The organism is Sulfurimicrobium lacus, assembly GCF_011764585.1.
GTDB lineage: Bacteria > Pseudomonadota > Gammaproteobacteria > Burkholderiales > Sulfuricellaceae > Sulfurimicrobium > Sulfurimicrobium lacus.
This window is the reverse complement of the sequence record NZ_AP022853.1, coordinates 1-21,641: the sequence shown is the minus strand read 5'-3', so window position 1 is coordinate 21,641 and position 21,641 is coordinate 1. Positions and strand designations below refer to the sequence as shown.

Here is a 21,641-nt window from a genome sequence, read left to right as displayed (position 1 = left end):
ACTATTCGCTTTCCGGGCCGTCGGTCGACGCGCCCAAGTGCTTTTCGATACGCCGCGCAAACACCGTCATTTCCTTGACCGCCTGCCGGTCGCCCTTGCTCTCGGCAACCGCGATGCCCTGTCGGTAGGCGCCGAGCGCTTCTTCCTGGCGCCCGGCCGCCACCAGCGCCTTGCCCAGCAGCTTCCACGCCGCCGAGTAGCCGGGATCAAGCGCGACCGCATGTTGCAGATGGCTCGCCGCCTTTTCGGGCTCGCCAAGTTTCAGGTATTCGTTACCCAGGCTGAAGCGGAGCAGGGCGCTGTCCTTGCCGGAAGCAAGCATTTTTTCCAGGTTCTGAATGATGGGAAGGCTCATTTGCGCCAGAAAGCGGGGGTGAACACGATCAGCAGGGTAAACAGTTCCAGGCGCCCCAGCAACATGGCAAAGGTACACACCCAGGTCTGAAAGTCCGTGAGCACCGCAAATGTCGTTGCCGGACCCACTTGGTTCAGGCCCGGCCCGGTATTATTGATGCACGCCACCACGGCGGAGAAGGAACTGATCACGTCAAGCCCGGAGGCGGTCAGCACCAGGGTCATGGACACGATGCTCGCCACATAGATGAAGAGAAATGCCAGCACGGCGTAAATAATCTTGTTCGGAATGACCTGGCCACCCAGTTTGGTAAGCACGACCCCGTCCGGGTGCAGCAGCTTTTTCATTTCCCGGTACACCTGCTTGTAGAGCAACTGGGCGCGGATCATCTTGATACCGCCGCCGGTGGAGCCGGAACTGGAAGCGAAGCTGCTCAAAAAAAGCATCCACAATGGTGCGAAAATCGGCCACTGGTTGAAATCGGTGGTGGCGAAACCGGTGGTGGTGGCGATGGACACCGTATTGAAGCTGGCAAAACGCAGCGCCGTAAGAAAATCGGGGTAGACCCCCATTTGCCACAGATACAAAGCGATGCCGAGCACGCTGGTCAGCGTTACGCCGAGGAACAGTCCGGCCTCGGGGTCACGGCGATAGGGGGCGAAGCTCTTGCCGCGCCAAACCATGAAATGGGTGGCGAAATTGATGCCGGCAATCAGCATGAACACGATCGTGACAGCCTCGATCGACGGTGAATTGAAGTAGCCGAAACTGGCATCGTGAGAGGAAAAGCCACCCAGACCCATGGTGGAGAAGGCGTGCATCACCGCATCCAGCCAGGTCATCCCTGCCGCCCGCAGGGACAGGATACACGCCAGTGTAATGGCGGCATACACCAGCCACAAGCCTTTGGCTGTTTCCGTAATGCGCGGGGTCAGTTGACTGTCTTTCATCGGCCCCGGCGTTTCCGCCTTGTACAGTTGTCGCCCGCCGATACCCAGCAACGGCAACACCGCCACGGCCAGCACGATGAGCCCCATGCCGCCAAGCCAGACCAGCTCCGTGCGCCAGAAATTGATCGACGGCGGGAGTTTGTCGAGATCGGAAAGCACCGTCGCGCCAGTGGTGGTAAGTCCGGACACGGTTTCGAAGTAAGCGTCGGTAAAGCTCAGGTCGGGGATCTGAACCAACAAAGGAATGGTCGCAAAGGCCGCCAGGGAAGACCAGATCAGCACTACCAGCAGGAAACCGTCGCGAATCTTGAGTTCGCGCTTGAAACGATTGGTCCCTGCCCAGGCAATCAACCCGGAGATAAAGGTTACCGCAACAGATTCATCGTAGGCGGAGACCGCGCCATCCTTAAGCCCCCAGGACACCATCAACGGCGCCAGCATGGTCAGGCTGAACAACATGGTCACCAGGCCCAGCACATGAACGATGGGAAGAACCTTTTTCATCCGAAGAACCCGATGCCAACCTGGAACAGTTTCTCGATCTTGGAGATCATTTGTTTGTTCACCACGAAGATAATGACATGGTCTTCGCTCTCGATCACTGTGTCGTGGTGGGCGATCAGCACCTCTTCGCCACGAACGACGGCGCCTATCGTGGCGCCGCGCGGCAAGTCTATCTGTTCCACGCGCTTGCCGACTACTTTTGACGTCTTGGCGTCGCCATGGGCAATAGCCTCCAGCGCCTCCGCCGCGCCGCGCCGCAGGGAGTGGACCACCGCCATATCCCCACGCCGGACATGGGCCAGAAGGCTGCCGATGGTGGCTTGGGCAGGAGAGATGGCAATGTCGATCTGCCCCCCTTGCACCAAATCCACATAGGCGCTGCGGTTGATCAGGGCGATGACTTTGCGCGCGCCCATACGCTTGGCCAGCAGGGCGGCCATGATGTTGTTTTCGTCGTCATTGGTAAGCGCACAAAAAACGTCCATGTCTTCAACGTTTTCCGCCTGTAGCAGATCCGGGTCTGTCGCGTCCCCGAACAGGATCAGGGTGCTGGACAGCTCGGCGGCAAGGCGCTCGCTGTTTTTCTTGTTGTGGTCGATGAGCTTGACCTGATACTGATGCTCCAGGCTCCTGGCCAGGCGCCGGCCGATGTTGCCCCCGCCCGCGATCATGACCCGCTTGGCCGCTTTGTCGCGACGACGCATTTCCCGCATCACAGCGCGGATATTTTCCGCCGCGGCAATTAGAAACAATTCATCCCCCGCCTCGATCACCGTCTTGCCTTCCGGAATGATGGGGTGGTTCTGGCGGAAAATCGCCGCCACGCGGGTATCGATGTGGGGCATGTGCTTGCGCAGGTATTGCAACTCGCGCCCCACCAGCGGGCCGCCGTGAAATGCGCGCACTGCAGCCAAACGCACCTTGCCATCGGCAAAATCCAGTACCTGCAAGGCTTCGGGGTATTCGATCAGCTTGCGAATGTAGTCCGTCAGCACCTCTTCCGGGCTGATGATGTAGTCCACTGCGAAGTTCTCGGGGGAAAACAATCCTTCATGGGCAAGATACTCGGTGCAACGGATACGGGCAATTTTGGTCGGTGTATTGAACAGGGTGTGGGCAAGCTTGCAGGCCACCAGGTTGACCTCGTCGCTCTGCGTCACGGCCAACAGCATGTCGGCATCTTCCATGCCGGCCTGGCGCAGCACTTCGGGATGCGAGGCAAAGCCATGCACGGTGCGCAGATCGAAGCGATCCTGCAGGATCTGCAGCTTGGCGGGATCGATGTCCACCACGGTGATGTCGTTGGACTCCCGCACTAGGTTTTCCGCCACCGACGCACCGACCTGCCCGGCGCCCAGAATCACGATTTTCACTTGCGCACCCTCCACGTATGTCGGAAAGGCCCGATTTTAGCCCGTTCCATGCCAGCATCACCGGCAGCGCTACTCTTCCGTCTTGCGGGAAAACCGGACCCCGAGTTGCTTCAGCTTGCGGTACAGATGGGTGCGCTCCAGACCCACATTCTCGGCCACCCGGCTCATATTGCCCCCGGCCTTGGCAATATGGTGCTCGAAATAGGCGCGTTCGAACATGTCACGCACTTCACGCAAGGGCAGGTCGAGAGGCAGTCCGGGCAGCGTTTCTGCCACGGCGGGGGTGGCAAACTGGGCCAGCACCCGGTTCACGTCCTGAGGCGTGATTTCCTCGTTGAGGCTGGTAAGGGCCAGCGTTTTCACCACGTTGTTGAGCTGTGGCAGGTTGCCCGGCCAGTTTTCATTGCGCAACGCGTTCAGCGCAGCCACACTGAAATGGCGCGGGGGCGCTTCCTTGGCTTCGACATATTGCGCCAGAATGCGGTTGGCAAGCTCGGGAACATCCTCGCGGTGCTCGCGCAGCGCGGGAACGCTCAAAGTCAGTCCGCACAGCGCCTGAAACAGGCCTGCATCGAAGCGACCTTCCTCGACCAGTAACGGCAGCGGCTCGCTTGCGGCGCATACCAGCCGTACATTGCTTTTTTCCAGCCGGCCCAGCACGAAGAGCAGACCCTTCTGCTCGAGCTTGTTGAGGGTGGCGATTTCCGTCACGAACAGCACGCCGTCGCGTGCCTGTTCGAGCACTTCGAGCGGGTCTTCCGCCAGCCATACCGACGTTTCCGGCACGACCAGCGGCGTGTTGGCCTGGTGCAGGAAACGCGCGCACAGTTCGGCGCCGGCTCCCTTTTCGCCCAGCAACAAAAGCGGGGTGGCGAGGTTCGCTACCTGCTCGAGGCGCTTCTGCAACTCGTTGATCATGGCGCTGTTGCCCAGGCTGGAAAGGCCAAGGCCGCCGCGGAAATCAGCCTCGCCGCGTTTCAGTGCACGTTTCACCGTGGCGAGGAGCTTCTGCAAGGCCACCGGCTTTTCCAGAAAATCGAATGCGCCGATACGCGTCGCCTCTACCGCCGTGTCGATCGTGCCGTGGCCCGACATCATCACCACCGGCATGGTGAGCAGGCCGGAACTCGCCCATTCCTTGAGCAGGGTGATGCCGTCGCTGTCCGGCATCCAGATGTCGAGCAACACCATGTCCGGACGGCCCTCGGCACGCACGGCGCGAGCCGCCGTGGCATTTTCCGCGAGGCGCACCTGATAGCCTTCGTCCTCCAGGATTTCGCGCAACAGTTCGCGGATGCCCGCCTCGTCATCCACCACCAGAATCTGGTTGGTATTCATTTAGACCGCTTCTCCTGAACAAGGAAACTGGATGCTCACGCGCGCCCCATGTGGTTCGATATTTTGCGCCTGGATCATGCCGTGATGTTCCTCCACGATTTTCTTCACTATCGCCAGCCCCAGGCCCGTGCCCTTGGATTTGGTGGTGACGTAGGGCTCGAACAGGCGGCCCATGAGCTGCTCTGGGAAGCCGCTGCCGTTGTCCGCGATGGTAAACCGCACCCGGTTGCCATCCTTCTCGGTACGCACGGCAATCTCGGGTTGGGGCGCGCCCGACAGAGCGTCCTCGGCATTGCGCAGCAGGTTGTGCATCACCTGGCGCAACAGTGTGGCGTCGCCGTTTATGAGCGGCAGGTCGCCCGCCAGCGCCACTTCGATGCGCGCGCCGGAGCTTTCATAAAGGGCCAGCACCTCGCGCACCAGCTGGTTGAGATCGAGAGCCTGCAAATTGAGCTGCGGCGAGCGCGCATACTCGGCAAAGGCATCCACCATACTTTTCAGCGCAGCAACCTGATTCACGATAGTTTGGGTGGAACGGGTCAGCACTTCGGCATCCGGCGCGCTCAGCTTGTCCGCCAGTTTGTGTTCCAGCCGTTCCGCAGAAAGCTGAATGGGAGTGAGCGGATTCTTGATCTCATGCGCCAGGCGCCGCGCCACTTCGCCCCAGGCCGCATCGCGCTGGGCTTGCAGCAAATGGGTTATATCGTCGAATACCACCACGTAACCGTTGTCGACCGTGCCCGGCAAATGCGTTCCGCGTACCAGCAGCATGCGATTTTCAGTCGGGCTGGAAAACTCGATCTGCTTGCGCCATTCCTTGTCGGTGGACAGCTCGAATTGCTCGGCCACGGCATGCGCCAAGGGCTGCAATGCGATTTCACGGCTACCCCAGGCCGGCAACGGCAGTCCGCGCAAAGCGCTCAGGTCGGACCCCAGTATCTCGCCGGCACGCGGATTGGCGGCGCGCAGGTGGAATTTCTCGTCGAAAGTCAGCACGCCGGACGACAGGTGGGCGAGGATGCTTTCGAGATAGATCTTGGCGCCCTCGAGTTGCTGCTGTTTTTTCTCCACCGCCGCGCTGGCGTCGGCCAGCTGGCGCGTCATGCGGTTGAAGGAAAGGGTCAGCGCGCCCAGCTCGTCGCGGCTTTGCACCGGATTGATCTGGGTAAAGTCCCCCTTGGCGATGGCGCGCGTGCTTTCCGCCAAAAGGCCGAGCGGGGCGGAAAGCTTTTCCGACAGCACGAAAGCCAGTGCGATCGCCGACAACAGCGCCAGCAGCAGGGTCAGGGTCAGGGTCATGCCGTAAATTCGCTTGAGCCCCTGGCGCGAAAAGGACAGTTCCTGGTAATCGCGGTACACCGCCTGCACCGTTTCGGCGTCCTTGGACAGCCGCTCTGGCACCGGCTGCATCAACTGCAGAATGCGCATGTCTTCGCTCAGGGTCAGTACGTTGACGGGCACCACGACATGCAAATACAGACCTTTGCCGGGAACCGTCTCGATCTCGGTGTACGGCTGCTGCTGCCGCACTTGGCGCTGGACCGCGGCGGTGAGCAGCTCCGGCAGGAAACTGCTGTGTTCGCTGCTTGCGGTTGCCAGCATCTTGCCGCGCCCGCTGAACAGCGTTGCCTCCTGCACCCCGACCTGTTCGCGCAAGCGGTTGAGCTGGGTCAGATGGTCGCTGGAAGGATTCTCCGCCAAAGCCAAGGCCATCACCTCGCCCTTTTTCACCAGGTCCTGGAGCAGGTTGTCGAGCACGCTCTGGCCCAGGCTCAGGCCGCCTTCCAGCGCATTGTCGACGCGCACGTCAAACCAGGATTCGATACTCTTGCTGAGAAACTGCACCGACACGCCATATACCAGCGTGCCCGGCAGCAGCGCCATGAGCGCAAACATCCACAGCATGCGCAGCGTGAGCTTGGTGCCGAATACCCGTGCCTTGAGCTTCTTCCACAACACCCAAAGCTGGTAGCCGATCAACCCCATCAGCGAAACCGCCACACCGAGGTTAAGCACCAACAACAGGGTGTAGTTCTGGGAGAAGGCGGCGGTGTTGCTACTGGCACGGGACAACAGGAAAAGCAGTACCGTACCTAATGCAACCGCCAGAAATACTACATATTTCATTTAACCTGGAAACGGTAGTTGAACGGGTTGGAGTGTGCGATCTTTGCGGTGCAGGGCAAGACGCAACGACGCGAAATGGTCATTCCATTCCAAGGAGTTGCAACACCGCCATGCACCGCAAAGATCGTGCAATCCAACTCGTAGCGGTTTCACCAAACAGGCGAACCTGTGGTTTAAGAAGAAATATATTAAATTCATTACATTAGGCACCTAATGGAGCGGTCAACCGCCGTTTTCAGGTTTGTAGGTCAGGGTGTCAAAGTCCAGCGATACCAGTCGGATTCCATATTCCAGTCTTTGGAGGTCAGGGCGTTTACCTGCAATGGTTTCGGCAATTGGGACAAGTCCAGCTTCATGCGCAGACGCGCTTCATAGCTGTATCGCTTGCGCAGCTGGGCGCGCTCCACCACCTTCCACTCCTGAATATGGCCCAGTTCCGTCTTCAGCTCCGCCAGGGTGGCGAAAGACTTCTGCTGCTGCTCATGCACCTGCAGGCGGTATTGCTTGGTCAGGGCATGATAGCTGATGCGAATCTGCTGCTGGGCGCTGGCAATGCTTTCATCGAGCCAGTACCAGCGCGGCCGGTTGAGCTCGAATTCGACCGTAAAATTGAGCGGGACGCCCTTGTTCAGGGCGTCCTCCACCGCCTGGCTGAAATTCACCTCGAAATCGGCCTTGAGCTGGTAAACCTCTTCCTCCAGATCCAGTTCGGCCGCCTTGACCTGGATCCCGCTTTCGGCGTGCACCCCGGCAGCAAAGGCCAGCAGCAGCGCGGCGACAAAAACTCTAAAGTTTGGCGAGAAGGGCGTAATAAAAGCCATCATGTTCTTGATCGGGTAAGAGTTGCAGGTCCTGCTCCGCGCGGCCTGGCAAGGGCAGCAATTCTGCATCGCCATGGCGTTGCAGAAAGGCCGCGACTTGCCGGCTGTTTTCTTCGGCAAATACGGAACAGGTCACGTAGAGCAATTTACCACCTTGCTCCAGGCAACGCCACAGCGCATCCAATATAGCCGCCTGTTGCGCCGCGAACTGGGCGATGTCGCTTTCGCGACGCAGCCACTTGATGTCCGGGTGACGGCGCACCACGCCGGAAGCACTGCATGGCACATCGGCGAGAATGCGCTGGAAGGGTTTGCCGTTCCACCATTTCTGTGGCTCGGCGGCATCACCGACCAGGCATTCGGCTTTAAATCCAAGACGACGCAGATTCTGTTCCACTTTCTGCAGTCGCTTGCTGTCGTGATCCAGAGCGGTCAAGTCAAGATCGGCCAGCTCCAGCAAATGCGCGGTCTTGCCGCCCGGCGCAGAACAGGCGTCCAACACCCGCATGCCGTCAGCCACGTCGAGCAGGCTGGCGGCAAGCTGCGCACCTCCATCCTGCACCGAGACCTGTCCGGCGGAAAAGCCCGGCAATCTGTCCACGGCAACCGGCTGCTCCAGCAGGATACCGCTCTGCGCCAAGGCACGCCCCACGATACCGACCTGGGAAAGCTGGTCCAGGTAGGCTTGCGCGTTGCCCAAACGGCGGTTCACGCGCAGCGCCATAGGAGGGTGCTGGTTGCCGCAGGCGAGGATTTCCTCCCACTGCTGCGGGTACTGAGAACGCAATTTATCTATCCACCACTGGGGGTGGCCATGGCGCGCCTCCTCGCCGGCAGCCGCGGCATCGGCCAGCAATGCCTCGCGGCGGCGCAGGAAATTGCGCAGGATGGCGTTGACCAGCCCCTTGGCGGAAGTTTTGCGCAGCGCCTGCACCGTGACCCGCACCGCATGGTCCACCACGGCATGGGACTGGGTGTGGGTATAGGCCAGTTGGTATAGCGCCACCAGCAGCAGGGCGCGAATACTCTCGTCCTGCAGCGGTTTTTGCAGCAAGGCGCCGAGGACCGCCTGCAGCGTGCCGTAGTGGCGTAGCGTGCCGTAACTCAGGTCCTGCAGCATCGCGCGCTGCTGCGGCGTCAGTTGAGGATGACGCGCAAGTTCTTTCTGCAGCACCTGATTGAGATTGCGCCCGGCCAGAACCTGGGCGACCGCCAAGGCGGCGAGCCGCTGCGCGTCAAGCACCGGACTGTGCCATCGCCACCAGGCGAGCGACCCGTTCTTCAGTAGCAGGGTGGGTGCTGAACAGGCTCTTGATGCCGTCGCCGGAGAGCGGGTTGATGATCATCATCTGCGCCGTTTCCGGGTGTTGCTCGGCAGCCGCCATGGGCAGCCCCTGCGCATAGCGGTGAATTTTCTCCAGAGCGGCGGCGAGCGCGCGCGGATCGCGGGAAATTTCAGCTCCGCCGCGATCCGCCTCGAATTCGCGCGAGCGCGAGATCGCCATCTGAATCAGGGCGGCGGCGATCGGCGCCATGATCATGATCAGGATCGCCAGCACCGGATTTACGTTGCGCTCGCCGTCACGGTTGCCGCCGAAGAACATGCCGAACTGGGCGATGGCGGAAATGGCGCCGGCGATACTGGCGGAAATGGTGGAAATCAGGGTATCCCGGTGTTTGACGTGGGCCAGTTCATGAGCCATCACGCCGCGCAGTTCGCGTTCCGACAGGACGCGCATGATGCCGCTGGTGGCCGCCACGGCCGCATGTTGTGGATCACGCCCGGTGGCAAAGGCATTGGGCTGATCCTCGTCGATCACATACACGCGCGGCATGGGCAGGCCGGCGTTGTGGGCCAGTTCGCGGACCATGCGGTAAAACTGCGGCGCACTGGATTCATCCACTTCCCGGGCGTTGTACATCTTGAGAACGGCCTGGTCCGAGAACCAGTAGGCCCAAACGTTCATGCCCCCGGCGAACAGCAGCGCGAGCAGCATCCCGGACTGGCCGCCCAAAGCCGCGCCAATCACGCCGAACAGGGCCACGATGGCCGCCATCAGAATGGTAGTCTTGAACCAGTTTTCCAACATGTCAGTTCCTGAAGTTCGACATTAACCCATTCCCAAAATGGGGGGATGCGCGGCAAATTCAAGCATCGAAACGCTCGCCCGCCCTTACCGGATTGCCCGGCAGAAACTGCGCCATCGGCAAGCGCTTGCCTCCGGCCTTCTGGACCCCCTGCAGCAGCAGCGCCCCTTCGCCGCAGGCCACCAGCACGCCATCCTTGTCGGCGCGCAGGACTTCCCCCGGCGCACCGCGCTCACTCGACGTCGTCGCCTGCCAGATGCGCCAGGTCACGCCCCTGAACGCCGCCTGGGCGACCGGGAATGGGTTGTAAGCGCGAACCGCGCGCTCCAGTTCATGCGCCGAACGTCCCCAGTCAAGCTTACCCTCCGCCTTGGTCAGCTTGGCGGCATAGGTGGCGAGACGGTCATCCTGGGGTTGTGCGCCCAATACGTCGACCTGCAACTGAGACAGTGCGGCAACGATGGCGTCGCCACCCAGTACCGCAAGTTTGTCGTGCAGGGTCTCGGCGGTGTCGTCCGCCATGATCGGGACGGGGAACTTGAGCAACATCGCCCCGGTATCCAGCCCCTCGTCCATCTGCATGATGGTGATGCCGGTTTCCGCGTCTCCGGCCAGGATCGCGCGCTGAATCGGCGCCGCGCCGCGCCAGCGCGGCAGCAGGGAGGCATGGATGTTGAGACAACCGCGCAAAGGAATATCGAGCACGGCTTGAGGCAAAATCAAGCCGTACGCCGCTACGACCATGACTTCCACTCCAGCGGCGGCGAGCTGTGCCTGGATTTCCGGCTCCCTCAGGCTGGCGGGCTGGAGTACCGTTAAGTCATGCTTAAGCGCCAGCTGTTTCACCGCACTCATAGCAAGACTCATTCCCCGCCCGGCGGGGCGGTCCGGCTGAGTGAGTACTAGCGCGATTTCATGCCCGGCACCGATCAGGGCGTCCAGCGCCTGTGCGGCGAATTCCGGCGTACCGGCAAAAATCAGTCGCATTACATGGTCTCACGCTGCAGCTTTTGCATTTTGATCTTGATCCGTGTCTGCTTGAGGCGGGAAAGGTATTCAACAAACACTTTACCCTGCAGATGGTCAATTTCATGTTGTATGCATACCGCCAGCAAGCCCTCGGCATCAAGCTTGAAAGGTTTTCCATCGCGATCCAGCGCCGCCACGGTAACGCGCTCCGCACGGCTGACCTTTTCATAAATTCCCGGCACCGACAAACATCCTTCCTCGCGCTCCGCTACGCCGTCGCGCGCAATGATCTGGGGATTGATCAAGGCCATCAACTTGTCGTGTTTCTCGGAAATGTCGATCACGATCACCTGTTTATGCACATTCACCTGGGTCGCGGCAAGGCCGATGCCGGGCGCGGCGTACATGGTCTGCGCCATGTCATCCACCAGCTTGCGGATTTCGGCATTGACCTGCTGCACCGGAGAGGCCACGGTATGCAAGCGCTGATCGGGATAATGCAGGATCGATAAAATGGCCATAAATGCTTGCCTATTTAATTAATTACATGCAGAATTTAACTTAAACCTTAAACCGGCCAGCCGGGCTGGCCATACAGAACTTCTGATTATGATACGACCAGAAAAGTTCTTCACAAGAACGAGGCGCCCTATGCGTAAGCCCATCATTATAGCTGTGCTTTCCCTTTCCGGCTTCATTTCCTCCCTGGTTGGGGCCGATGAAATCAAACTTCAGGACAATCCACCCCAGCAATACACGGTCGTAAAAGGTGACACCCTGTGGGGGATCTCGTCGCGCTTTCTCAAGGATCCGTGGCGCTGGCCCGAGCTGTGGAGAATGAACCGCGAGCAGATCAAAAATCCTCACTGGATCTACCCTGGCGACAAGATCGTTCTTGACATGACGGGCGGGTCGCCTCACCTGCGCTTGCTCAAGGGGGAACGAACGGAAAAACTCAGCCCGCGCGTCCGCGCCGAATCGCTCGAATCGCAGGCCATACCGCCAATCCCTTCCTCCGCAATTGGCCCGTTCCTGACCCAAGCATTGATTCTTGATGGCGATACGTTGGACGATGCTCCTTATATTGTCGGCACTGAAGATGAACGCAACATCATAGGGCCAGGGGACAAGATCTATGCCAACGGTGCCGCAAAGGACAGCGAAACCAGAAACTGGGGCATTTTCCGCAAAGGGAAAGCACTTATCGATCCAGACACCGAGGAAACGCTCGGATATGAATCGGAATATATAGGCGAGTCCAGAACAGTACAGAGCGACGACGTCATGACCCTGGAAATCACCCGCGCTGTTCAGGAAGCGCGCCGCGATGACCGCCTGATGCCGAGTACGCCGAACCGCGTGTTACAGGCTGTGCCGCATGCACCGACGAAATCGATCAACGGCAGCATCATTTCTGCTTATGGTCCGAGTAACGAAGCAGCAAAATACCAAACTGTGGTTATCAACAAAGGTAGTAAAGACGGACTTGAGGAGGGCAACGTCCTGGCGGTTTACCGCAAGGGCCGCACCGTCCAACCCACTAGCGATAACACCAGCAAGAAAGCCTGGCGCTATGTGGACAGGGAATGCGTGAAGGAAGACCAATCCATCAAATTCGACCAGTTTTACGATCCCAAGGATACGCTCGAACCCTGCAAGTCTCCCGCGGATGCTGCTGCAAGAAGCGTGATCTACACCGATATCGGCTGCCTGAAACCGGGCGCAAAGGTCAGCTTTGGCCAAACCTTCAATCCCAAGGACGTCTACACCTTGCATTGCCGTACTGAAAGGCCCGATGCAGTTACCCTGCCTGACTCGCGCACCGGTCTTATTTTTGTCTACCGTGTATTCAACCGGGTTTCGTATGCCTTGGTCATGAGTTCCAGCCGGCCAGTTTACCTGCTGGATGTCGTCAAGAATCCTTGAGTAGCACCCAAGACTCTTCACAGTGGGTTGCCCTGAGCCTGATCCCGGGCTTGGGGGGTGAAACATACCGGAGCCTGCTGCAGAGCTTCGGTGAACCTGCAAAAATCTTTGCGGCTCGGCCCGGTGCACTGGAAAAGGTGGTGCGCGCTCCCATCGCTCGTGCCATCGCTACCGGCCCAGATCAAGACGCCGTCGCTCCTACTCTGAGGTGGCTGGAAGAGCCAGGTAACCACATCGTTACCCTGGCCGACACTGATTACCCACGCGGCCTGTTGGAAATACCCGACCCGCCACCCCTTTTGTATGTCAAAGGACGGCGGGATTTACTCAATCAGCCCGCCCTCGCCATCGTCGGCAGCCGCAACGCCACCCCCCAAGGGCTCACCAATGCACAAACTTTTGCGCGCTTTCTCAGCGACAGCGGCTTGTGCATCGTCAGCGGCATGGCTCTCGGCATCGACGGCGCAGCGCACCGGGGTGCCCTGCAAGGAGCTGCCAGCAGCATCGCTGTAGTAGGAACCGGGCTCGACATCGTCTATCCTGCACGCCACCGCGATTTGGCTCACGAGTTGGCACAAAACGGCGCGTTGGTATCGGAATTCCCTATCGGAACGCCCTCAAAGTCACAAAACTTCCCCCGCCGCAACCGCATCATCAGCGGCATTTCCCAGGGATGCCTGGTGATAGAAGCAGCATTGCAGAGCGGCTCCCTGATTACCGCGCGACTGGCCGCTGAACAGGGGCGGGATGTGTTCGCCATCCCCGGCTCGATACATTCCCCCCTGGCAAAAGGGTGTCATTTTCTGATCAAGCAGGGGGCCAAGCTGGTAGAGAACGCGCAGGACATACTCGACGAATTCGGGTACCCTGCCGCGGCGTCCACGATTTCCCCTTGCCAGCCCACCTCTGCAACGAGCGAAAACGAAAAGCGACTGAGGCACTGCCTTGGCTTCGACCCGATCGCGATCGACGCACTGGTGGCCTGTAGCGGCTTGACGAGTGATAGCGTTTGCGCCATCCTGTTATCGATGGAATTAGCGGGCCAAGTGAGCAGCCTGCCGGGTGGCTTGTTCCAGAGTTGCAACCATATTAGTACGCCAGATTAAAAGGCCAACCCAAAACATGATGTTCGACATTCTCGTCTATCTGTTCGAAAATTATTTCGAAGCAGACCTTCACCCTGACCAGGGCACGCTGGAGCAGGAGTTGTCGGCCGCCGGTTTTGACAGCACGGAAATCAATCTAGCCTTCGACTGGCTAAACGGGCTGGAAACATTATCCAGCTCCCCATACCCGAACAGCATGGCAGACAGTACATCCGCTCGGATTTACGCCGATATCGAGCAGAAAAAAATTGACTCGGAGAGTCGCGGATTTCTCACCTTCCTCGAGGTCTCCAAAATTCTCAACCCGGTGCAACGGGAGTGGGTGATCGACCGTATTCTGGCTTTAAATGACCGTGATGTGGGCCTCGAACAAGTAAAATGGATCGTACTCATCGTGTTGTGGAGCCAAGGCGCGGCGGAAGATTACCTCTTCATCGAAGACCTGCTGTTCGGCGACAACACGCCGCAAATGCACTAACTCATAACCTCTAATACAGAGCTGACGCCACCTTCAGCGCAATAGCCCCTTATGTCATCTACTCTCCTGATCGTCGAATCGCCCTCCAAAGGCAAAACCCTGAAGAAATATCTGGGCAAAGATTTCGAGGTGCTCGCCTCCTATGGCCACGTACGCGACCTCGTGCCGAAGCAGGGCGCGGTGGATACCGCTCACGATTTCGCCATGAAATACGAACTCATCGCGCGCAACTCCAAGCACGTTGATGCAATTGCCAAGGCAGTCAAAGAAGCCGATACCATCTACCTCGCGACCGACCCGGACCGCGAAGGAGAAGCCATCGCCTGGCATTTGGCAGAAATTCTTAAAAGCAAAAAACTGCTCAAAAACAAGATACTTAAACGCGTAGTGTTCCATGAAATTACACAGTCCGCGGTCCAGGCCGCTGTCGCGGAGCCCCGCGACATCGACATGGACATGGTCAATGCCCAACAGGCACGGCGTGCACTCGATTACCTCGTGGGTTTCAATCTCTCGCCGCTGTTGTGGCGCAAGATCCGGCGCGGCCTTTCCGCAGGCAGGGTGCAAAGCCCGGCACTGCGCCTGATTGTCGAACGCGAACTGGAAATCGAGAAATTCCAAACCCAGGAATACTGGAGCATCCACCTGGACAGCCATAAAGGGCGCCAGAAGTTCAACGCCAAGCTATTCCAGTACAAGGGGGAAAAACTCACGCAGTTCAGCGTTACCAATGCCGAACAGCAGTCTGCCATCGTCGCACATCTCACTGCCGGCAACGACCATGCAACCGTAATCCAGGTAGAAAAGAAGCGAAAACAACGCCAGGCCGCGGCTCCATTTACGACCTCGACACTGCAACAGGAAGCGGTGCGCAAACTGGGCTTTTCCACCGATCGAGCCATGAAGGTGGCGCAACAACTGTATGAAGGTATCGACATCGGTGGCGGCACGGTGGGTTTGATCACCTACATGCGTACCGACTCTGTCAGCCTCGCCAACGAGGCGCTCGAGGAAATCCGAGCCTATATTGGCAGTAATTTCAGTGCCGAGTATCTGCCCAAGGCTGCCGTAAGTTACAAAAACAAATCAAAGAATGCGCAGGAGGCACACGAAGCCGTGCGCCCGACCTCGATCCTGCGCACCCCACAGGAAATGAAGCCGTTCCTGACCGCCGATCAGTCAAAGCTCTATGAAATGATATGGAAGCGCACCCTGTCATGCCAGATTAGCCCCGCCAAGTTTGATACCGTCAGCCTGGATCTTGCCGTGGGTGGCGAAGAGAACCTGTTTCGCGCGACTGGTCAGACCATGGTCTTCCCCGGCTATATTGCGGTATATCAGGAAGGCGAGGATGACAGCGAGGAAGAGGGTGAAAGCAAGCTGCCGCCACTGGAAAAAGGCGAACAGGTCGCCATCGACCAGATCGCCGGCGAACAACATTTCACCCAGCCGCCCCCGCGATACTCCGAAGCGAGCCTGGTAAAGGCACTGGAAGAGTTCGGTATCGGTCGCCCATCGACTTACGCGAGCATCATCAGCACCCTGATTGCGCGCGAATATACGCTCCTGGACAAGAAACGCTTCATACCCACGGACGTTGGTAGAGTGGTGAACAAATTCCTCACCGAACACTTCACGCGTTATGTGGATTACGATTTCACCGCCAAACTTGAAGATGAACTGGACCTGATCTCAACGGGCAAACGAGAGTGGATTCCTGTACTGGATGAGTTCTGGACCGGGTTCAACCAGCAAATCGCAGAGAAAAAAGACGTGGATCGGCCTGGTGTTGAGATATTGGACGAGGCTTGTCCGAAATGCGGTAAACCCCTTACCAGCCGCCTCGGCAAGCGCGGCAAATTCATCGGCTGTTCCGGCTATCCTGAATGCGACTACACGCGCAACGTCGATGGCGAACCGGGTGAAACCACTCAGCCTGTCATCGTTGAAGATCGTCTCTGCCCACAATGCAACAGCCAGCTGGTTATCAAGGTCGGACCGTACGGCAAGTTCATCGGCTGCACCAGCTACCCTAAGTGCAAATTCATCGAGCCCCTAGAAAAACCCAAAGACACCGGCGTGACATGCCCTGAATGCAAGGAAGGGACTCTGATCGAGCGTAAGAGCCGTTATGGAAAGCTTTTCTATTCCTGCAACTGCTACCCGAAGTGCAAATATGCTACTTGGAACCCGCCCATCAATGAACCTTGCCCCAAGTGCGGCTGGCCCATTCTGACCATCAAGATCACCAAACGGCGCGGAACGGAGAAGGTTTGTCCGCAAAAGGAATGTGGCTTTGTGGAGCAGGTCGCCGCACCCGAATAATCCTTGGCTAGCGTGGTTATCGGTCCCTCCTGACCTGCGGTCTACTCGCAAAAGAAAAAAGCCCTGACTAGGGCTTTTTTCTTTTAGTGGCTTGAAACGATCTTATATATCTATATTTCGCGCAATAAGTGCATTCGTTTCGATGAACGCACGACGTGGCTCCACTTGGTCACCCATGAGGGTGGTAAATATTTCATCGGCCCCAATGGCGTCGTCAATCTGCACCTTAAGCAAGCGCCGCACGCTCGGGTCCATCGTGGTTTCCCACAATTGTTCCGGGTTCATTTCGCCCAAGCCTTTATAACGCTGGACGGAAACGCCATTTTTTACCTGCTCCAGAAGCCAATCCAAAGCCTGTTTGAATTCAGTCACTGGTTGCTGCTGTTCTCCTCGTCTGACATGGGCACCTGAGCCCAGCAAACCCTGCAACACCTGTCCCGTTTTGCGCAACTGGGCGTAATTTCCGCCTTCGACGAAATCCTGGTCAATCTGGCTTACCTGTATATTGCCGTGAACCTGCTTACGAACCACCAGACGGTAGCTTTCGTTACGCTCATCATATTGGCTGCTTACCTCATACTCCGGCACCGGCAGAAGCTGTGCCAGGCCCCGTGCGCTGATCTCGGCGGCCGCTGCGCTGGAGAGGTCAAGCACGACATTCTTGAGCAGAGCCTGCAGGATTTCGCGGTCGATTACCCGCGCCAGGCGATCGACTACCGCTTCAGAAAGCAGGTATTCCTTGGCGATCTCTTCAAACGCTTCCTTGCTTAAGGGTTCGGCGCCGGATTGCGTAATCAGCTTTGCATCGGCCATCGCCTGCTGCAATAGATATTGCTTGAGATCGTGCTCATCCTTGAGGTAACGCTCCTGCTTGCCGTGCTTGATCTTGTACAAGGGAGGCTGTGCGATATAGATATGACCGCGCTCCACCAGTTCTGGCATTTGACGGTAGAAGAAAGTCAGCAGCAGGGTGCGGATATGCGAGCCGTCGACGTCCGCGTCAGTCATTATGATGATGCGGTGATAGCGAAGCTTTTCCGGGTTGTATTCGTCCTTGCCTATACTGGTACCCAGGGCGGTGATCAAGGTGGCGATTTCCTGGGAGGAAATCAGCCGGTCAAAACGCGCGCGCTCGACGTTCAGAATCTTGCCCTTGAGCGGCAAAATAGCCTGGAACTTACGATCTCGTCCCTGCTTGGCGGAACCGCCTGCAGAGTCTCCCTCCACCAGGTATAACTCGGACAAGGCGGGGTCTTTTTCCTGGCAATCGGCCAGTTTGCCAGGCAGGCCCATTCCATCGAGAACACCCTTGCGGCGTGTCATGTCACGCGCCTTGCGCGCGGCTTCGCGCGCCCGCGCCGCCTCAACGATCTTGCCAGTAATTATCTTGGCGTCAGACGGATTTTCCAGCAAAAACTCCGCCAGTTTGTTCGCCACAATCTCCTGCACGACCGGTTGCACTTCACCGGACACCAGTTTGTCCTTGGTCTGGGAAGAAAATTTCGGTTCATACACCTTGACCGACAAAATACAGGTCAGACCTTCGCGCATGTCGTCACCGCTGGTCTCAACCTTGGCCTTCTTGGCGATGTCATTCTGCTCGATGTAGTTATTGAGGGTACGGGTCAGGGCGCTGCGCAGGCCGGTCAGGTGGGTACCTCCATCCCGTTGAGGAATGTTGTTGGTGAAGCACTGCACGGTTTCCGCATAGGAATCGTTCCACTGCATCGCCACTTCCACCGTGATGCCGTCCTTTTCACTGACGGCGTGAAACACTTTGGGGTGGAGAACCGTTTTTGTGCGGTTTACGTACTCAACGAATCCCTTTACCCCTCCGCAGAATGCAAAATTTTCACTCCTGCCGTCGCGCTGGTCGATGAGTTCGATTTTGACGCCGTTATTGAGAAACGAAAGCTCGCGCAAGCGCTTGGCCAGAATGTCGTAGTGGTATTCGATATTGCCGAAGGTCTCGGTACTGGGCATAAAATGAACTTCCGTGCCCTTGCGCTCGCTGTCGCCAGTCACTTTCAAGGGTTCAACAGCCACGCCGTGACGGAATTCCATCTGGTGCGCTTTGCCATTGCGCCAGATTCTGAGCTTTAGCCATTCCGACAGCGCATTGACCACGGAGACGCCAACCCCGTGAAGCCCGCCGGAAACCTTGTAGGAATTTGCGTCGAATTTTCCCCCCGCATGTAGTTCGGTCATCACAATTTCAGCTGCAGAGCGCTTGAACTCGTCATCATCCTTGATATCGGTAGGAATGCCACGGCCATTATCCACCACGCTAATCGAGCTGTCGGCATGGATAATGATGTGTATGTCGTCACAGTGACCAGCCAGGGCTTCATCGATAGCGTTATCGACTACCTCGAATACCATATGGTGCAAGCCGGTACCATCACTTGTGTCGCCAATGTACATGCCCGGACGCTTGCGCACAGCATCCAGTCCTTTCAATATCTTGATGCTATCAGAATTGTAATCGCTCATATTCTTCTCATGGTTTCACGTGGAACCGGTTTCTACACGGTCAGGGGTTTTCGCGCGGGTTAGATGCGCATCGGCATAACGACGTATTTGAAACGGTCATCCCCTGGTACCGTTATGAGGCAGCTGCTGTTCGGATCGCCAAAGGCGCAATCAACTTCGCTGGTCGCAATGTTGTTCAGGACATCCAGCAGATACGTTACATTAAAACCAATATCCAGCGGTTCGCTAGTGTAATTGATTTCAATTTCTTCCTCGGCCTCTTCCTGTTCCGTGTTATTGCAGATTACCCGCAAGCTGTTTTGCGTAAGAACCAGCCGAACACCACGGAATTTTTCGTTGGACAAAATTGCCGCTCTTTGCATGGCCCTAAGCAGGGTAAGGCGATCCAGCAAAACATGATTCTGGTAATTGATCGGCACAACCTTGTTGTAGTCAGGGAACTTCCCTTCGATTACTTTCGAAACCAGGTTGATGTTGCCAAAACTGAAGGTGACCAGATTCTTCCCTAGTCGCACTTTTACTTCATCATCGACATCTGCGAGCAACTTGATGAGTTCAGTTACCGTTTTGCGCGGCAGAATCGCCTCCGCCGCTTGCTGGATCGATGGCACTTCCATGCCCGCCAGGCTAAGCCGATGGCCGTCAGTTGCCACAACCTTGATCATGCCCGGCTCAAGTACCATCAACAGGCCATTAAGGTAATAGCGTATGTCCTGCTGGGCCATGGCATATTGCACCTGGTTAAACAAATGTCTCAGCGTGGACTGTGGCAGGGAGATTTCAGATACCTCCTCGTCTGACAGTGCCAGTTTTGGAAAGTCATCTGCAGGTAAGGTTTGCAGATTGAATTGGCTTTTCCCCGCCTTTAGCTGTAAGCGACTATCCTTGCTATCGAAGGTTATCTCTGCGTTATCGGGAAGAGCTCGCACGATATCTTGCAGTTTTTTTGCGGAAACGGTAATTGCACTGTTTTCAACACTTCCACTGCTAGGGGAGGTTGCAGTTATCTGAATTTCGAGGTCGGTGGCGATGAAAGAGAGACCGGAATCATCATTCTGAATTAACACATTCGACAGAATAGGTAGGGTGTGCCGTCGCTCCACGATACCGGCAACTGCCTGCAGCGGTTTAAGGAATTCTTCCTTGTTTATTTTAATAAATAACATATATATATCCTGATACTAATAGATAAGCACTGACAGTATTTTGTATAAGACAGTAATATCTATAATTTTCAATATGATAACTAAGTTCTAAAAGCCTGTATAAATCGTTGCATGGGATGTGCGTAGTTTGTGAATTGTTTTCTTGAGCGCCTCAAACACCCTGCTTACGCACAATTCACTCACAGCTTGTTCAACTTCTCAACACTTGTAATAACACACTGATATCTCGTGTAATTCCTGATTCACTTATTTTAAGTTCTTCAATTTTGCGACAAGCATACATGACGGTCGTATGATCGCGACCACCAAAAGCATCTCCAATTTCCGGAAAACTCAAATGAGTTAATTCCTTGGCCAGTGCCATGGCAACCTGACGAGGACGCGCAACATTTCGAGAGCGCTTCTTGGAATACATTTCGGCAACTTTGATTTTGTAATAATCAGCGACCGTCTTCTGTATGTTTTCTATCGAGATCTGACGATTTTGTACTGCCAGCAAGTCTTTTAAGGCTTCCTTGGCGAGATCCAGGCCAATTGCGTGTCCGGTAAAGCGGGAATATGCAATGACCTTTTTGAGGGCGCCTTCAAGTTCGCGCACATTGGAACGAATCTGTTTGGCAATAAAAAAAGCTACATCGTCATCCAGATGGAAGCCTTCCATTTCCGCTTTTTTGAGCAGGATTGCCACGCGCATTTCTAGTTCCGGAGGCTCGATCGCAACCGTAAGGCCCCATCCGAAGCGTGAAATCAAGCGATCTTCCATGCCTGAAATTTGTTTGGGATAGGTGTCGCAGGTAATGATCACCTGTTTCTTGCTCTCAATGAGAGCATTGAAAGCATAGAAAAATTCTTCCTGCGTACGCGCTTTTCCACTGAAGAACTGGATGTCGTCAATCAACAACAAATCGAGGGAATGATAGTAGCGTTTGAAATCATCGAAAGCTTTATGTTGGTAAGCCCTCACAACGTCTGAAACATAGCGTTCTGCGTGCAGATAGCTTATTTTTGCATTACTGTTCTGTTCTTGGACGTAATTCCCTATAGCCTGGATCAGGTGGGTTTTTCCCAGACCGACACCGCCATAAACGAACAGCGGGTTATATGCGGTACCCGGGTTTTCGGCCACTTGCAAAGCCGCAGCCCGGGCAAGTTGATTTGCCTTGCCTGTGACGAAGTTGGCAAAAGTAAATGAAGGATTGAGCCCCGATTTTTCGCTTCTGCCCGAGCGTGCTACAGGGGTTGGTACGGATTTTACGGGCAATGGTTTGTTTTCTTTAATTTCCTTGTTTTCCGCAACAACCAAGGATAATTGTATCGGTCGTGAGAAGTGGGCCTCGCCCATTTCCTCGAAGCGGCTAAGAAATTTGTCCTTTACCCATTGCACGATAAAACGGTTGGGGGCCTCGATCCTCATGAAATCGGGGCCTGATACGAAGCGGAGGGGTTTAATCCAGTTATTGAATTGCTGCGGGGTAAGCTCTTGCTCAAAACGGCTCAGACAAGCTTGCCAGAAAGTTTCCATTGAATGCCTAGACGCTGTATACAGTTAAAGCCGGCATATTAAAATAATATTAAGCCGGTTAATGACTAAGTATTGTAGTCCGAATGGCTGGACTTATCCA

The 21,641-nt window shown here is 56.6% G+C and carries 17 protein-coding genes; 4 read left to right on the top strand and 13 right to left on the bottom strand.

Annotation, left to right across the window (positions count from 1 at the left end):
• Position 1: 1 nt before the first annotated feature.
• The 10 genes from SKTS_RS00085 to def all read right to left on the bottom strand — a co-directional run bounded on the left by SKTS_RS00085 (position 2) and on the right by def (position 11,046).
• Positions 2-355 carry a tetratricopeptide repeat protein gene (locus tag SKTS_RS00085; RefSeq protein ID WP_173058559.1) on the bottom strand — a complete coding sequence of 118 codons (354 nt, stop codon included), beginning with the start codon at positions 353-355 and terminating at the stop codon, positions 2-4.
• Positions 352-1,809: a TrkH family potassium uptake protein gene (locus tag SKTS_RS00080; protein WP_173058556.1), complete on the bottom strand. Its 1,458-nt coding sequence runs from the start codon at positions 1,807-1,809 to the stop codon at positions 352-354. Before SKTS_RS00080 ends, SKTS_RS00085 begins: the two co-directional genes overlap by 4 nt.
• Positions 1,806-3,182: a Trk system potassium transporter TrkA gene (gene trkA, locus SKTS_RS00075; protein ID WP_173058553.1), complete on the bottom strand. Its 1,377-nt coding sequence runs from the start codon at positions 3,180-3,182 to the stop codon at positions 1,806-1,808. The genes SKTS_RS00080 and trkA overlap by 4 nt, the downstream gene beginning before the upstream one ends.
• 69 nt (positions 3,183-3,251) lie before the next feature.
• Positions 3,252-4,520: a sigma-54-dependent transcriptional regulator gene (locus SKTS_RS00070; RefSeq protein WP_173058550.1), complete on the bottom strand. Its 1,269-nt coding sequence runs from the start codon at positions 4,518-4,520 to the stop codon at positions 3,252-3,254.
• Positions 4,521-6,647 carry a sensor histidine kinase gene (locus SKTS_RS00065; protein ID WP_173058547.1) on the bottom strand — a complete coding sequence of 709 codons (2,127 nt, stop codon included), beginning with the start codon at positions 6,645-6,647 and terminating at the stop codon, positions 4,521-4,523.
• A 248-nt stretch (positions 6,648-6,895) separates the two neighbouring features.
• On the bottom strand, positions 6,896-7,471 hold the full coding sequence (locus SKTS_RS00060; protein ID WP_173058545.1) for a DUF4390 domain-containing protein: 576 nt from the start codon (positions 7,469-7,471) through the stop codon (positions 6,896-6,898).
• Entirely contained in the window at positions 7,434-8,711 is a 1,278-nt protein-coding gene (gene rsmB, locus SKTS_RS00055; protein ID WP_173058542.1) for a 16S rRNA (cytosine(967)-C(5))-methyltransferase RsmB, read from the bottom strand. Before rsmB ends, SKTS_RS00060 begins: the two co-directional genes overlap by 38 nt.
• Positions 8,704-9,558 (bottom strand): zinc metalloprotease HtpX, encoded by an 855-nt coding sequence (gene htpX / locus SKTS_RS00050; RefSeq protein WP_198420401.1) that lies wholly within the window; start codon positions 9,556-9,558, stop codon positions 8,704-8,706. Before htpX ends, rsmB begins: the two co-directional genes overlap by 8 nt.
• Before the next feature lie 58 nt (positions 9,559-9,616).
• Positions 9,617-10,543 (bottom strand): methionyl-tRNA formyltransferase, encoded by a 927-nt coding sequence (gene fmt, locus SKTS_RS00045; protein WP_173058539.1) that lies wholly within the window; start codon positions 10,541-10,543, stop codon positions 9,617-9,619.
• Complete coding sequence (def, locus tag SKTS_RS00040; protein ID WP_173058536.1) at positions 10,543-11,046, bottom strand: peptide deformylase; 504 nt, start codon at positions 11,044-11,046, stop codon at positions 10,543-10,545. The genes fmt and def overlap by 1 nt, the downstream gene beginning before the upstream one ends.
• 130 nt (positions 11,047-11,176) lie before the next feature.
• On the opposite strand from def, the gene SKTS_RS00035 reads away from it, so the two are divergent.
• The 4 genes from SKTS_RS00035 to topA are packed head-to-tail and all read left to right on the top strand — an operon-like array spanning position 11,177 to position 16,360.
• Positions 11,177-12,451, top strand: coding sequence for a LysM peptidoglycan-binding domain-containing protein (locus tag SKTS_RS00035; RefSeq protein ID WP_173058533.1), 1,275 nt, complete (start codon positions 11,177-11,179; stop codon positions 12,449-12,451).
• The gene (gene dprA / locus SKTS_RS00030) at positions 12,448-13,557 is read left to right on the top strand and encodes a DNA-processing protein DprA (RefSeq protein ID WP_173058530.1); all 1,110 of its coding nucleotides are present in this window, start codon (positions 12,448-12,450) and stop codon (positions 13,555-13,557) included. Before SKTS_RS00035 ends, dprA begins: the two co-directional genes overlap by 4 nt.
• A 16-nt stretch (positions 13,558-13,573) precedes the next feature.
• Entirely contained in the window at positions 13,574-14,035 is a 462-nt protein-coding gene (locus SKTS_RS00025) for a Smg family protein (RefSeq protein ID WP_244617397.1), read from the top strand.
• Positions 14,036-14,086: 51 nt separating this feature from the next.
• A complete protein-coding gene (gene topA, locus SKTS_RS00020; RefSeq protein WP_173058527.1) occupies positions 14,087-16,360 on the top strand; it encodes a type I DNA topoisomerase in 2,274 nt (757 codons plus the stop codon).
• Between the two features lie 102 nt (positions 16,361-16,462).
• Here the strand turns inward: topA and gyrB are convergent, their stop codons facing one another.
• The 3 genes from gyrB to dnaA form a co-directional block, all read right to left on the bottom strand.
• On the bottom strand, positions 16,463-18,853 hold the full coding sequence (gene gyrB / locus SKTS_RS00015) for a DNA topoisomerase (ATP-hydrolyzing) subunit B (RefSeq protein WP_173058524.1): 2,391 nt from the start codon (positions 18,851-18,853) through the stop codon (positions 16,463-16,465).
• Between the two features lie 59 nt (positions 18,854-18,912).
• The gene (gene dnaN / locus SKTS_RS00010) at positions 18,913-20,019 is read right to left on the bottom strand and encodes a DNA polymerase III subunit beta (protein ID WP_173058521.1); all 1,107 of its coding nucleotides are present in this window, start codon (positions 20,017-20,019) and stop codon (positions 18,913-18,915) included.
• A gap of 190 nt (positions 20,020-20,209) precedes the next feature.
• A complete protein-coding gene (gene dnaA / locus SKTS_RS00005; protein ID WP_173058518.1) occupies positions 20,210-21,541 on the bottom strand; it encodes a chromosomal replication initiator protein DnaA in 1,332 nt (443 codons plus the stop codon).
• Between the last annotated feature and the right edge of the window lie 100 nt (positions 21,542-21,641).

Excerpts from the sequence above, each read along its gene's own strand:
- SKTS_RS00085 (WP_173058559.1), bottom strand. The coding sequence starts at position 355 with ATGAGCCTTCCCATCATTCAGAACCTGGAAAAAATGCTTGCTTCCGGC.
- SKTS_RS00080 (WP_173058556.1), bottom strand. The coding sequence starts at position 1,809 with ATGAAAAAGGTTCTTCCCATCGTTCATGTGCTGGGCCTGGTGACCATG.
- SKTS_RS00070 (WP_173058550.1), bottom strand. The coding sequence starts at position 4,520 with ATGAATACCAACCAGATTCTGGTGGTGGATGACGAGGCGGGCATCCGC.
- SKTS_RS00065 (WP_173058547.1), bottom strand. The coding sequence starts at position 6,647 with ATGAAATATGTAGTATTTCTGGCGGTTGCATTAGGTACGGTACTGCTT.
- SKTS_RS00060 (WP_173058545.1), bottom strand. The coding sequence starts at position 7,471 with ATGATGGCTTTTATTACGCCCTTCTCGCCAAACTTTAGAGTTTTTGTC.
- htpX (WP_198420401.1), bottom strand. The coding sequence starts at position 9,558 with ATGTTGGAAAACTGGTTCAAGACTACCATTCTGATGGCGGCCATCGTG.
- fmt (WP_173058539.1), bottom strand. The coding sequence starts at position 10,543 with ATGCGACTGATTTTTGCCGGTACGCCGGAATTCGCCGCACAGGCGCTG.
- def (WP_173058536.1), bottom strand. The coding sequence starts at position 11,046 with ATGGCCATTTTATCGATCCTGCATTATCCCGATCAGCGCTTGCATACC.
- SKTS_RS00035 (WP_173058533.1), top strand. The coding sequence starts at position 11,177 with ATGCGTAAGCCCATCATTATAGCTGTGCTTTCCCTTTCCGGCTTCATT.
- SKTS_RS00025 (WP_244617397.1), top strand. The coding sequence starts at position 13,574 with ATGATGTTCGACATTCTCGTCTATCTGTTCGAAAATTATTTCGAAGCA.
- topA (WP_173058527.1), top strand. The coding sequence starts at position 14,087 with ATGTCATCTACTCTCCTGATCGTCGAATCGCCCTCCAAAGGCAAAACC.
- gyrB (WP_173058524.1), bottom strand. The coding sequence starts at position 18,853 with ATGAGCGATTACAATTCTGATAGCATCAAGATATTGAAAGGACTGGAT.
- dnaN (WP_173058521.1), bottom strand. The coding sequence starts at position 20,019 with ATGTTATTTATTAAAATAAACAAGGAAGAATTCCTTAAACCGCTGCAG.
- dnaA (WP_173058518.1), bottom strand. The coding sequence starts at position 21,541 with ATGGAAACTTTCTGGCAAGCTTGTCTGAGCCGTTTTGAGCAAGAGCTT.